Below are 12,428 nucleotides of genomic sequence, written 5' to 3'. Positions count from 1 at the left end.
GCACCACCGACATAGCGAAATCGGCGTAGGAATCGAGATCGGAAGCGACAACCTGCAACAGGAAATCTGCATCGCCGCCAATGCTGTAGCAGGCCACCACATCTTCCAGCGCGGTCACCTCCTCCTCAAATTTTTTCGCTTCCGCCTCGCTGTGGCTGTCAATCGCGACGCGTATAAACACCATAACCCCGAGGCCAATCTTCTTGCGATTCAGCACTGCGCGATACCCCTGGATTACTTCATCCTCTTCCAGCTTGCGTACTTTTCGCCAGCATGGCGACGCGGACATGCCAATTTTTTCAGCCAGCACCTGATTAGTGACGCGGGCGTCATCCTGCAGCAGCTTGAGAATTTTCATATCTGTCGGGCTAAGCGCCATAAAGGTAAGTTCCTTTCGTTTTTACCGCGATAGAGGGTGATTTTTTCCTGTCGCGAAGGAAGAAGCAAGCAATATAGGTAACAATTTCCCGCCGGGCTGCGGCATAATACATTCGCAACTTTAATGATTAATTGAAGTAAAAGCCGCAAGGAACCGACTTATATGTTAATGCATATCGTCCTGTTTACGTTCAAAAACCCATGGAGCTGGGCCTCTATAGAAGCTATCGACGCGGAGCGATCAACGCGTGCGCACCCGAATTACATTGATGAAATTAAAGGATGGACCTGCGGACGTAATATTACCCGGCGTCATATCGCCGCTGACTTCGTGGTAATCGGTCTGTTTGAAGACCGCACCACGTTAGAGCGCTACATCGTACATCCCAATCATCAGGTCGGCGTGGCGAAATGGAAAGCGATTGCTGACTGGCAGGTGGTGGATATCGAACTCTCCAGTGACTTTACGCAAAACATGGGGCTCCTCTCTGTCTTTAACCAGCTGGCTGAAGCCTGCTGAAACCGGGAACTGAATATGAAATTTGACGCCAGCCAACATCGTTGCACGATCGTTATCGATAAAGATCTGCCTGCCGGCCTCGCCATCAACGCCGCAAGCGTTATCGGCATTAGCTTCGGCCGCACCGTTGAAAACCTTGTCGGGCCCGATATGCAGAGCGTAGATAATATTAACTACCCGGGAGTGATCTATGCGCCGCTGCCGGTTTTGCTGGCGCCAGGCGAGGTCATTCATGACCTGCAAAAGACAGCGGAGAGCGATGAAGAAATTTATATTATGCCGTTCAGCGCGCTGGCCCAGTCCTGTAAAACCTACGATGAATATGGCGAACGTATCTCGTCGGTAAACAGCAGCCAAATTGAGCTGGTCGCCGTCGGGCTTATTGGCCCTAAAAAGAAAATCACGAAAATGACGGGTAATCTGCCGCTTTATAAATAATCATCCTTATGTTGCCGAACGCCATCAAATAAGCAGTTTAATGACAAACTGCTTATTTCAGTGTACGCCTAAGCCGTTAACGTTTTATTGCTTTATTTAAGGAAAGTAACATGTACGCTATTTTTAAAGATGAGCTATACGAAAAGGCAAAAGAGATTTACCGGCAGCATCTCCGCTTCGACGCAGGCGATATAAATAACGATCAGCTTTATGCGCATCAAAATAACCGGCTACGCGAAGTCATTAAATATGTCGCCGATAATTCGCCCTTTTACCGCGAGCATTTGAAAGGATTAACGACAACAGATATTGAAAAACTCACGATCGATAATATTCACACGCTGCCCTTTACCACTAAAGAGGATTTGCGCAATCACGGCCCTTCTTTAGCTGCCGCCCCGCTGCACAAAAGCTGGATTTATTATGAAACGACCGGCACGACGGGAAAACCCACGCCTTGCCCACGTAATGAAATCGACTCGATTCATAACAATACGCCGCTGATTATTCATTATCGTCAAATCTTTGCATGCCGTAGGCGCTTCAGCGCCAGGCTTTCAGGAGATCGCGCCGGAGGTATATGCAGCGGTCGGGCTTTATGTCGATTCACGTCAGGCGGTATGGGATGCCTCAAGCTGTCTGCAACAGGCCAGAGCGCTGGGCTTTCTGCCGCAGGCAGAGAGCGGAGTCGAACCTGGCGAACGGCCAGATGTCGCTGAAGAGCAGATCAACGCCGCGTCAAGAACCTTATTTAAATCCGTGGGGCTTGCCGCCCAGGATTTAGTTTTTGCCAGGGCGATTGTCGCCCGACAGTCGATGCGCTAAGCCCCGCTTGCGCCATTTTTCTCTTTTTGAACAGGAATCATCATGCTGGGAACCGCTCAAATCCTCTCCTATATCGCCGCGCTCGGCCTGGCTGCCGCTATCCCCGGACCCGGCATGACCGCCCTGGTCGCCCGTAGCGTCAGCGGCGGCGCGGTAACGGGCTTCACCATGCTGACCGGTCTGATTCTGGGCGATCTGATCTACCTCTCTGTCGCGGTATTTGGCCTGGCGGTGATCGCTAATAACTACAGTTCGCTGTTTACCCTGATTAACTGGGCGGCTTCGCTCTATTTATGCTGGCTCGCCTGGCAGTTCTGGCGCTATCAGCCGCAGGCGGTTGATATCGACCAGCGGGCGACGCGCAAAGAGCTGGCCTCTGCCTGGTTTTCCGGCCTGACCATTACACTGGGCAACCCGAAAACCATCGCCTTCTATCTGGCGATCCTGCCGCTGGTGATTTCGCTGGATAATGTCTCACTGCAAATGTGGGGCATGATGTTGGTACCGCTGACCATTTTCGTACTGCTGTCGGTAGGCGCGGTATTTATCCTCGCGGCGCTGAAGATACGTCATTTCCTCACCAGCGCCGAAGCGCAGCGTCTGCTGTTCCGCTCTACGGGCCTGATTATGCTGCTGGCGGCCATCGGCATGGTCGCGAAAACGCTGTAACCGCCAGAGTTATCCACAGAAAATGGGGATACCCTGTGCATGAATCCGTATAACCCGCTTTTCACCTGGCGCCTGCGGCATAATAAATGACAAAAACGGGCCGCTGGCCCGTCCTGAAAGGCCATAAAACAAGCGAAAGGCGCGCTTCACTGACCAACCCGCTCTTTTTTACCGCTATGGATGAAAAAGCAGCGCCAGGCGAGCGCCATGCTCAGCGGATACCACGCACGCCTCTCCCGCTTTCTCCCGGCAGATAGCGCCCGCCGCGCGACGGGCTTTTTACCTCTACCGGCCCCTTCTGCGCCATGGGCTGGTGCCGGGTGCCCTGGATATGGAAAGGCGCATTCGGCCGTTTCATTCTGAAATGCGCGATCGGTTATAAAAAACGCCGCCAGTATTTTTTTTAACCGCCGGGTAGGTGCAAAGCGTCTGAAAGGGTTATAAACTCAGCACGAAGAATGGAGGTGCAAATATGAACGGTTATGTCATGCCGGAACTGACAAAAGAAGAGATCCGCAGGATGACGAAAACTGTTGTTCAACGCGTTGCGGCGAAAAAAATTGTTTCCAGCGACCCCGTTGAACGCACAGAGCAGCCGATCCGACAGGCAAGTGTTGTTTCAGCAAGCGAGCCGAAAGGCGATGCGGGTTATATCGCGCGTCATCACCTTTCGGTAAACAGGGAGCTGGCTGTCTCTGCGCTTTCCCAAAGTCGCGGCCGTCAAATTCTTAAAGACGCGTTTAAAAAGGCGCGCTGATCCTTATTGCTGCGAAAACGCCCCTTACTGGGGCGTTTTCGCTTTCAGGAGAGCTATGTCTACACAACCCAAATTATGGGTTTTTTCCTCATTGGTTCAGGACAAGGAAGACCCGCAACAGCTGATTGCCTATGCCATTTATAAATCTCATAAAGAGGAAAAAGCGCAGCGGTTAAAGCATCAGGGGAAAAGCGACGATGAAATTAAGGCTGAACTTGAAAAGTGGCATGACGAAGTGGCGTTAGATCCCAGGCTGCTGGAAAATTATCAGGAAAGAGCGTTATCCATTGTCGACGCCCTGATAGAGGGAGCAAACCAGGCGGCAGAGCAGCATTTTGACGTTATCGCTAAAGATAAAATCGACGCGCTTATCGCAACGCATTCAGATGCGATAACCACGATTTCGGCTCGCCATCAAAGCGAAGTCGATGCGCTTAAGAATCAACTCGCCGCAGCGCATGAAAAGGCCAGATTAGAGTGGGCGAATAAAATAGCGCAGTGGGTTCCTGCTCAGCATACGCCGCCAGCCTGGAAAAGATACCTGATTAAATTCGCCGCCTGGCTTGGCGCCGGGGTTTCCGGATTGTTAGGGACGGTAATAACGACGGTGCTCATTGTCGGCCTGTGCTCACTGTTTGTCACCAAAGAGGACAGAGCTGCGATGATTAACAGCACGCTCAAAAAAGGCATTGATATGCTGGTGCCTGAAAAGCCGCTCGATATACCAACCCGCCCTGGTAAACCCCACCCTAAAGAAGCCAACCCTGACGATTTCAGCAACGGCGTCGGCTCATAACGCCTCCAGAAACTCCTGCCGCCGGTTTGTATGGCTGCGGCCGCTGCGCCAGCAGGGTGAAGCGAAAAGGGGTGCTGGCCCTGCCTCCAATATAAAAAAACAGGCCCGCCGTTTCCGGCGGGCCTTTATCAACGCAGGCTAAAACAACGCTGCCAGTCTGAAACCGTTAGTGGGTGTTGTACTCCGCATCCGCCGCAGCGAAGCGCGCCTGCGCTTCAGCAGAAGGGGCACGCCCCAGCAGGCTAAATACCACGATGGCGATACTGGCGAACAGGAAGCCCGGAATGATTTCATACAAATCGAGCCAGCCGTAATGTTTCCAGACCAGTACGGTCAACGCGCCAATCACCATCCCCGCCAGCGCGCCGTTGCGCGTGGTGCGCTTCCAGCAGACAGCGAACAGCACCACCGGTCCAAACGCCGCGCCGAAGCCGGCCCAGGCGTAGCTGACCAGGCCCAATACGCGGTTTTCCGGGTTAGAGGCGAGCAGAATCGCGATCAGCGCTACCACCAACACCATCACGCGGCCGACCCACACCAGCTCTTTCTGGCTGGCGTTTTTACGCAGAAAGCCTTTGTAAAGATCTTCGGTCAGCGCGCTGGAGCAGACCAGCAGCTGACAGCTCAGCGTCGACATCACCGCCGCCAGAATGGCGGAAAGCAGAATACCGGCGATCCATGGGTTAAACAGAATGCGCGCCAGCTCGATAAAGATGCGCTCGCCGTTTTCCGATACGCCTGCCGCCTGCTCAGGATGGTTCTGGAAATAGGCGATGCCGAAGAAGCCGACCGCCACCGCGCCCGCCAGGCAAAGGATCATCCACGTCATGCCGATACGGCGGGCGGTGCGGATGGAACGGTGCGAGTCCGCCGCCATAAAGCGCGCCAGAATATGCGGCTGGCCGAAATAGCCCAGCCCCCAACCCAGCAGCGAAATAACCGCCACAAAGTTAAGACCTTTCAGCATATCAAGGTTTTCCAGGCTCTTCGCTTCGATCACGCGCAGCGAATCATCCAGCCCGCCGACGGCGATAATGACGATAATCGGCGTCAGGATCAGGGCGAAAATCATCAGGCTGGCCTGTACGGTATCAGTCCAGCTGACGGCGAGGAAACCGCCGACGAAGGTATAGAGAATCGTCGCGACCGCGCCAGCCCACAGCGCCGTTTCGTAGCTCATGCCGAAGGTGCTTTCAAACAGACGCGCCCCGGCGACGATGCCCGATGCGCAGTAGATGGTGAAAAACACCAGAATCACGATGGCGGAGATGACGCGCAGCAGTTTGCTGCGATCTTCAAAGCGGCTGGTGAAAAAGTCCGGCAGCGTCAGCGCATTGTTATGATGCTCGGTCTGCACGCGCAGGCGGCCGGCGACAATTTTCCAGTTCAGCCACGCGCCCAGCGTCAGCCCAATGGCGATCCAACTTTCCGAAATGCCAGAGAGGAAAATCGCCCCTGGCAGACCCATCAGCAGCCAGCCGCTCATATCCGATGCGCCGGCGGAAAGCGCGGTTACCACGCTGCCGAGACTGCGACCGCCAAGAATGTAGTCATCAAAATTTTTGGTTGAGCGCCAGGCGATAAAGCCGATCAACACCATGCCAAGAATATAGATGATGAATGTCACCAACATGGGTGTACTTACTGTCATCAGGTTCTCCATTTATTATCGGTATTAAGCAGAGGGTTATTTGCCCTGTCATCACCGCCGGAACGCAGCGGTGTTGTCTTTGATAAATCTGAGGCGCGCTATCCTGCCGGAAAGGTTGATCGCACACAATGCATTTAACACAGCTGTTACAGTGAATTCACTACCCCTTATAATCAGAAGTTCAGAAGGTTGCACCAGGTCACATTTCATCCGGTTACACCTGGGGAACAACCGGGAAACCATGCGAATTTTCAGGCTTCTGCAAACCTGGCGAGAAACTTGCAGCAAGTTCCGTGCCGCTTTGTAAGTGGTAACAAAAGAGGCGTTTCACAGAGTGTTATCGGGCTCACAATTAACACGGTTGCACAAAGTTGCAACATAGGTGATATTGCGCTTTACAACGGTTATATAAGGTTTTGAGGAGCGTCTAAGGCATGGGAATGACTACCATGGGTGTCAAGCTGGATGAAGCCACCCGCGACAGAATTAAACTGGCTGCGCAACATATCGATCGCACGCCGCACTGGCTGATTAAACAGGCGATTTTCAACTATCTGGAGCAGCTGGAACAGGGCGCCCAGCCGGTAGAATTCCCTTTACAGGCCGCCAGCGATAACGACGAGACGCTGGCCGACGAACCACACCAGCCTTTCCTGGATTTCGCGGAGCAGATCCTGCCGCAAACGGTGGCGCGTGCCGCCATCACCTCCGCCTGGCGCCGCCCGGAAACGGAAGCGGTGCCGATGCTGCTGGAGCAGGCGCGTCTCCCTGCCCCGCTGGCGGAGAAAACCCACCAGCTCGCCTGGTCGCTGGCCGACAAGCTGAGGCACCAAAAGGGAGCAACCGGACGCGCCGGCATGGTGCAAAGCCTGTTACAGGAGTTCTCACTCTCCTCGCAAGAAGGCGTGGCGCTAATGTGCCTGGCCGAAGCGCTGCTGCGCATTCCCGACAAGCCGACGCGCGACGCGCTGATCCGCGATAAAATCAGCAATGGTAACTGGCAGTCGCACCTGGGCCGCAGCCCGTCGCTGTTTGTTAACGCCGCTACCTGGGGTTTGCTGTTTACCGGTCGCCTGGTCTCTACCCATAATGAAGCCAATCTGTCGCGCTCCCTGAACCGCATTATCAGCAAAAGCGGCGAGCCGCTGGTGCGCAAAGGCGTCGATATGGCGATGCGTCTGATGGGCGAACAGTTCGTTACCGGCGAAACCATCGCCGAGGCGCTGGCTAACGCGCGCAAGCTGGAAGAAAAAGGCTTCCGCTACTCTTACGATATGCTGGGCGAAGCGGCGCTGACCGCCAGCGACGCCAAAGCCTATCTGGTCTCCTATCAGCAGGCGATCCACGCTATCGGCAAGGCCTCTAACGGACGCGGCATTTATGAAGGGCCGGGCATCTCGATCAAGCTTTCCGCCCTGCACCCGCGCTACAGCCGCGCGCAGTATCAGCGCGTGATGGAGGAGCTTTACCCGATCCTGAAATCCCTGACGCTGCTGGCGCGCTCATACGATATCGGCATTAATATCGATGCCGAAGAGGCGGACCGTCTGGAACTGTCGCTCGACCTGCTGGAAAAGCTCTGCTTCGAGCCGGAGCTGGAAGGCTGGAACGGCATTGGCTTTGTGATTCAGGCCTACCAGAAGCGCTGTCCGTTCGTCATCGATTCGCTGATCGATCTGGCGCAGCGCAGCCGTCGTCGCCTGATGATCCGTCTGGTGAAAGGCGCCTACTGGGACAGCGAAATCAAACGCGCCCAGATGGAAGGACTGGAAGGCTACCCGGTTTATACGCGCAAGGTCTATACCGATATCTCCTACCTGGCCTGCGCGCGCAAGCTACTGGCGGTGCCGAACCTGATCTATCCGCAATTTGCCACCCATAATGCCCACAGCCTGGCGGCGATCTACCATATGGCGGGCAACAACTACTATCCGGGCCAGTATGAGTTCCAGTGCCTGCACGGCATGGGCGAGCCGCTCTACGAGCAGGTGGTGGGCAAAATCGCCGACGGCAAGCTGAACCGTCCCTGCCGCATCTATGCCCCGGTCGGTACCCATGAAACGCTGCTGGCTTACCTGGTGCGCCGCCTGCTGGAAAACGGCGCTAACACCTCGTTCGTCAACCGCATCGCCGACAATACGCTGCCGCTCGACGAGCTGGTGGCCGATCCGGTGCAGCTGGTGGAGCGCCTGGCCGCCACTGAAGGCGCCATCGGCCTGCCGCATCCGAAAATTCCGCTGCCGCGCGATCTTTATGGCGACAAGCGCCCCAACTCCGCCGGGCTGGATCTGGCGAATGAGCACCGCCTCGCTTCGCTCTCCAGCGCCCTGCTGAGCAGCGCGGCGCAGCCGTGGCGCGCCGAACCGATGATCGAGGGCGAGCTGAGCGACGGCGTATTCCGTCCGGTACTTAACCCGGCCGACCCGACCGATATCGTCGGCGAAGTACGCGAGGCCAGCGAGCAGGAAGTGGCGCAGGCGCTGGCGGCTTCCGTCAACGCCGGGCCGATCTGGTTCGCCACGCCGCCGCAGGAGCGCGCCGCCATTTTGGAGCGCGCCGCGGTGATGATGGAAGGCGAGATGCAGACGCTTATCGGCATTCTGGTGCGCGAAGCGGGCAAAACCTTCAGCAATGCCATCGCCGAAGTGCGAGAAGCGGTCGATTTCCTTTACTACTACGCAGGCCTGGTGCAGAGCGATTTCGATAATGAAACCCATCGTCCGCTCGGCCCTGTCGTCTGCATCAGCCCGTGGAACTTCCCGCTGGCGATTTTCACCGGCCAGATCGCCGCCGCGCTGGCGGCAGGCAACAGCGTGCTGGCGAAACCGGCGGAACAGACGCCGCTGATCGCCGCGCAGGCGGTGCGCATTCTGCTGGAGGCAGGCGTGCCTGCTGGCGTGGTGCAACTGCTGCCGGGCCTCGGCGAAACCGTCGGCGCGCAGCTGACCGGCGACGAGCGCGTGCGCGGTGTGATGTTTACCGGCTCTACCGCGGTCGCCACGCTGTTGCAGCGCAACCTGGCGGGACGTCTCGATCCGCAGGGTCGCCCGACGCCGCTGATCGCCGAAACCGGCGGCATGAATGCGATGATCGTCGATTCTTCCGCCCTGACGGAACAGGTGGTGCTGGATATCGTCTCCTCCGCCTATGACAGCGCCGGACAGCGCTGCTCGGCGCTGCGTCTGCTCTGTATTCAGGACGATGTCGCCGACCATACGCTGAAGATGCTGCGCGGCGCGATGGCGGAATGCCGCATGGGCAACCCGGAGCGGCTCTCTACCGATATCGGCCCGGTGATCGATGCCGAAGCGAAAGAGAATATCGAACGTCATATTCAGGCGATGCGCGCTAAAGGGCTGACGGTGTTCCAGGCGGTGCAGGAAAATCTTCAGGACAGCAAAGAGTGGCAGTCCGGCACCTTTATTATGCCGACGCTGATCGAGCTGAACAGCATCGACGAGCTGGATAAAGAGGTGTTCGGTCCAGTGCTGCATGTGGTGCGCTTTACGCGCAGCGCGCTGCCGCAGCTGATTGAGCAGATCAACGCCTCCGGCTATGGCCTGACGCTGGGCGTGCATACCCGCATCGATGAGACCATCGCGCAGGTGACGCAGCGCGCCAAAGTCGGCAACCTCTACGTCAACCGCAATATGGTCGGCGCGGTGGTGGGCGTACAGCCGTTCGGCGGCGAAGGCCTGTCGGGCACCGGTCCGAAAGCGGGCGGCCCGCTCTATCTTTACCGTTTGCTGTCGCACCGCCCGGACAACGCGTTACAGGTGACGCTGGATCGTCACGACGCCGAGCGGCCGCTGGACGCGACGCTGCGCCCTTCCCTGCTTGAGGCGCATCGCGCGTTAAGCAGCTGGGCGAAAGCGAAACCGGCGCTGGCGGATCTGTGCGCCCGCTACGAACAGCTGGCGCAGGGCGGCACCGTCCGTCTGCTGCCGGGGCCGACCGGCGAACGCAATACCTATATCCTGCTGCCGCGCGAGCGCGTACTGTGCCTGGCGGATAACGAGGAGGATGCGCTGATCCAGCTGGCGGCGGTCACCAGCGTCGGCAGCCGCGCGCTGTGGCAGGACGATGAGCTGCATCGCAAGCTGGCGCAGTCTCTGCCGGAGCAGGTGCGCGCGCGCATCGACTTCGCGCGCGATCCGCTGGCGCCGGAGCAGCATTACGACGCGGTGATTTACCACGGCGACGCCGATCAGCTGCGTCTGCTGTGCGAGAAAGTCGCGGCGCGCGACGGCGCGATTGTCTCGGTGCAGGGCTTCGCCCGCGGCGAGACCAATCTGCTGCTGGAACGTCTGCTGATTGAACGCGCCCTGAGCGTCAACACCGCGGCGGCGGGCGGCAATGCCAGCCTGATGACTATCGGTTAATAGCCGCCTTCCGCTAAGCCTGACGCCGCATGTTGAATGCGGCGTTTTTATTATCGTCTTGCCGCGTCGTCCCCTTCCGCCACTGACGCAGCTTTTCAGCGCGTATTGCTGTACGCCACAGCAATCTTTCCGAATGTTTCAGAACCCCTTCCCCATTCTTCACTGATTAAATATCACTCAACCTTATACACTCTTTGACCGGTTATTTTCATCATAAGGAAATGATGCATGGGCCTGAGCCTGCCGGATCCCAACCTTTTTTACCTGCCGCGCGATAATCTCCCGCCGGAGCAATATGAGCTGATTCTCGGTCCGCATCATGCCTGGTCACACATTGACAAGGAATATGTTTTCGATGATCGCTGGTCGGCGGGTTTTCAGCTTATCAACATGCAGCGGCGCGCTGTTAACGGCTATACCAACCAACTGCCGCCTCACGGACCTCGAGAGCGGGAAAAGCTGAAAGGGATGGTTTACAGCGGCGAGGTGGTTATGCTCGGCGGCTTTTCCGTCAGGCCCGGCGCGCTGTTTTATATCAATGATGACGGGGAACTGATTTGCCGCGACCCGCTGGTTTTTACCTTTCAAGGCGCGGCGAACATTATTCGCGCCTTTCAACTTTCCGTGGCGCGCCGCGATTACAGTCAGCAGGGAGGCAAACCGCGTCCGACGCCGCTGCCGTCAACAGCGCAGCAGCCCGCTCCGCTCCAGACCATTAACAGCAAAATGGCGGGCCGTCTGCTGGCCGCTGGCGGCGTCTACCATCAGAATCCTGAGATGTTTGCAGAGACCGCGCGCAAGCTGGGCGGCGAGGCGGCACAGGGATTTGATGAGGTACTGAATGAGCAAACGGCGGGCACGTTAATCGCCCTGTCGTCGCTGCTGATGCTGGGCAAAGCATCCGTCGCGGGGCACGTCTCAGCGGCAAATCTGGAAGAGCTGAACCACTATCTGGGCAAGTCCAGAGGTGAAGTCAGGCTGTTGCATAATATTAAGGTGGTCAAAATAAATTATGTGCGCCGGGATCGCATGGAACTGGCACAGCTACGCAGACAGTTTCAAACCGTTAAGCCCAAATTTTATAAAATGCTGGCGGCGCATCCAGAGGTAAAAAGGCGATTTAACCAGGAAGAACTGACGAAGCTGGCAATGGGGCAACGGCCTGATGAAAAATGGGAGATACACCATAAACTTCCTTTGGATGATAGCGGTACGAATAATTTTAGTAACCTTATGCTGATTCGGCGCGACTATGAACACTACGTTTTTAATTCAGCGCAAAAAAGTATCACGCGTAAAATGGCGTCGGGTGAAGTAAAAGAAGTGCTATGAGCGGCCCCAGCTGGCTTAATTTTTCCTTAACGGTAGATACTATGTATATAAACGACAACATCATTAACCAGCTTAAACAGCTTATTATCAAGCGCAGAGAAAAAGTAACTCCGGCTGTCGTTTTCCCGGATGAGCTGTATGATTATAATTTTGGACGTAAAATTGGCAAAACTCCACGTCTATTTTGGGAGCAATATAAGAATTTCGTTGAGCGTTTAGACGGAATTAATATTGATGGATGTATTATTTACGGCATAAAAAACCACTTCGATTATAAGAATGACCTGTTTACATTTAATGAATTTTTAACAAAGATAGCCTCTGATTTTCCCGGGCTGATGATAGAAGAAAATTTTTACTGTATTGAAATTGGCAGCTCCTCACTGGATACCTATACCTATGATACAAGAACCAACAAATGGGAATCACGTGACAAGCAGCAGTACCAAAACCTTTTTATCTCCTGCGACACGCTGGCGGAGTTCTTGCAAGCGGTGCTGGATGATATTCGTCAGGCAGAAATTTAGCACTATAAACATAATAGCTATTTCCTGATTTTTTCTCTGTCCAGAATCACAGTAAAAAATATACTGAGAAATCCACATTTCTGAGCGATTCCATGAACAGGATATTGATGCATAGTGATTACTCAGACGGAAGGTCATAGATTGACTAACGCG

Annotated in this window: 12 protein-coding genes; 9 read left to right on the top strand and 3 right to left on the bottom strand. The window is 55.6% G+C overall.

Annotated elements, in window-relative coordinates; translation table 11 throughout:
- Nucleotides 1-379 (bottom strand): Lrp/AsnC family transcriptional regulator (locus MYY08_RS15865; protein ID WP_288014895.1); only part of this gene is annotated, 379 nt, incomplete at its 3' end.
- A 162-nt stretch (nucleotides 380-541) separates the two neighbouring features.
- On the opposite strand from MYY08_RS15865, the gene MYY08_RS15860 reads away from it, so the two are divergent.
- From MYY08_RS15860 to MYY08_RS15845, 4 genes are all read left to right on the top strand, one after another.
- Nucleotides 542-898 (top strand): Dabb family protein, encoded by a 357-nt coding sequence (locus tag MYY08_RS15860; RefSeq protein WP_038625526.1) that lies wholly within the window; start codon nucleotides 542-544, stop codon nucleotides 896-898.
- A 15-nt stretch (nucleotides 899-913) separates the two neighbouring features.
- Nucleotides 914-1,336: a DUF2000 domain-containing protein gene (locus MYY08_RS15855; RefSeq protein ID WP_190295950.1), complete on the top strand. Its 423-nt coding sequence runs from the start codon at nucleotides 914-916 to the stop codon at nucleotides 1,334-1,336.
- A 525-nt stretch (nucleotides 1,337-1,861) separates the two neighbouring features.
- A complete protein-coding gene (locus tag MYY08_RS15850) occupies nucleotides 1,862-2,161 on the top strand; it encodes a hypothetical protein (RefSeq protein WP_288014893.1) in 300 nt (99 codons plus the stop codon).
- 42 nt (nucleotides 2,162-2,203) lie between these two features.
- Nucleotides 2,204-2,830, top strand: coding sequence for a LysE family translocator (locus tag MYY08_RS15845; RefSeq protein ID WP_190295951.1), 627 nt, complete (start codon nucleotides 2,204-2,206; stop codon nucleotides 2,828-2,830).
- Nucleotides 2,831-3,041: 211 nt separating this feature from the next.
- Here the strand turns inward: MYY08_RS15845 and MYY08_RS15840 are convergent, their stop codons facing one another.
- Entirely contained in the window at nucleotides 3,042-3,188 is a 147-nt protein-coding gene (locus tag MYY08_RS15840) for a hypothetical protein (RefSeq protein WP_288014890.1), read from the bottom strand.
- Between the two features lie 114 nt (nucleotides 3,189-3,302).
- Between MYY08_RS15840 and MYY08_RS15835 the strand changes: the two genes are divergently transcribed.
- Both MYY08_RS15835 and MYY08_RS15830 read left to right on the top strand, forming a co-directional pair.
- Entirely contained in the window at nucleotides 3,303-3,587 is a 285-nt protein-coding gene (locus MYY08_RS15835) for a hypothetical protein (protein ID WP_038625520.1), read from the top strand.
- 55 nt (nucleotides 3,588-3,642) lie between these two features.
- Entirely contained in the window at nucleotides 3,643-4,383 is a 741-nt protein-coding gene (locus MYY08_RS15830; protein WP_084971388.1) for a hypothetical protein, read from the top strand.
- Between the two features lie 166 nt (nucleotides 4,384-4,549).
- On the opposite strand, the gene putP is transcribed toward MYY08_RS15830, so the two are convergent.
- Nucleotides 4,550-6,034 (bottom strand): sodium/proline symporter PutP, encoded by a 1,485-nt coding sequence (putP, locus tag MYY08_RS15825; RefSeq protein ID WP_038625516.1) that lies wholly within the window; start codon nucleotides 6,032-6,034, stop codon nucleotides 4,550-4,552.
- Between the two features lie 434 nt (nucleotides 6,035-6,468).
- Between putP and putA the strand changes: the two genes are divergently transcribed.
- The 3 genes from putA (at nucleotide 6,469) to MYY08_RS15810 (ending at nucleotide 12,275) form a co-directional block, all read left to right on the top strand.
- Nucleotides 6,469-10,416, top strand: coding sequence for a trifunctional transcriptional regulator/proline dehydrogenase/L-glutamate gamma-semialdehyde dehydrogenase (gene putA / locus MYY08_RS15820; protein WP_190295953.1), 3,948 nt, complete (start codon nucleotides 6,469-6,471; stop codon nucleotides 10,414-10,416).
- A 228-nt stretch (nucleotides 10,417-10,644) separates the two neighbouring features.
- A complete protein-coding gene (locus tag MYY08_RS15815; protein ID WP_288014886.1) occupies nucleotides 10,645-11,748 on the top strand; it encodes an HNH endonuclease signature motif containing protein in 1,104 nt (367 codons plus the stop codon).
- On the top strand, nucleotides 11,745-12,275 hold the full coding sequence (locus tag MYY08_RS15810) for a YrhA family protein (protein WP_288014884.1): 531 nt from the start codon (nucleotides 11,745-11,747) through the stop codon (nucleotides 12,273-12,275). Before MYY08_RS15815 ends, MYY08_RS15810 begins: the two co-directional genes overlap by 4 nt.
- The last annotated feature ends 153 nt before the right edge of the window (nucleotides 12,276-12,428 follow it).

The sequence above is a fragment of the Mixta sp. genome (assembly GCF_024610815.1).
GTDB lineage: Bacteria > Pseudomonadota > Gammaproteobacteria > Enterobacterales > Enterobacteriaceae > Mixta > Mixta calida.
This window is presented reverse-complemented; position numbering and strand designations above follow the sequence as displayed.

Coding starts and splice junctions, on each gene's coding strand:
- MYY08_RS15860 (WP_038625526.1), top strand. CDS start 542: ATGTTAATGCATATCGTCCTGTTTACGTTCAAAAACCCATGGAGCTGG.
- MYY08_RS15855 (WP_190295950.1), top strand. CDS start 914: ATGAAATTTGACGCCAGCCAACATCGTTGCACGATCGTTATCGATAAA.
- MYY08_RS15845 (WP_190295951.1), top strand. CDS start 2,204: ATGCTGGGAACCGCTCAAATCCTCTCCTATATCGCCGCGCTCGGCCTG.
- MYY08_RS15840 (WP_288014890.1), bottom strand. CDS start 3,188: ATGAAACGGCCGAATGCGCCTTTCCATATCCAGGGCACCCGGCACCAG.
- MYY08_RS15835 (WP_038625520.1), top strand. CDS start 3,303: ATGAACGGTTATGTCATGCCGGAACTGACAAAAGAAGAGATCCGCAGG.
- MYY08_RS15830 (WP_084971388.1), top strand. CDS start 3,643: ATGTCTACACAACCCAAATTATGGGTTTTTTCCTCATTGGTTCAGGAC.
- putP (WP_038625516.1), bottom strand. CDS start 6,034: ATGACAGTAAGTACACCCATGTTGGTGACATTCATCATCTATATTCTT.
- putA (WP_190295953.1), top strand. CDS start 6,469: ATGGGAATGACTACCATGGGTGTCAAGCTGGATGAAGCCACCCGCGAC.
- MYY08_RS15815 (WP_288014886.1), top strand. CDS start 10,645: ATGGGCCTGAGCCTGCCGGATCCCAACCTTTTTTACCTGCCGCGCGAT.
- MYY08_RS15810 (WP_288014884.1), top strand. CDS start 11,745: ATGAGCGGCCCCAGCTGGCTTAATTTTTCCTTAACGGTAGATACTATG.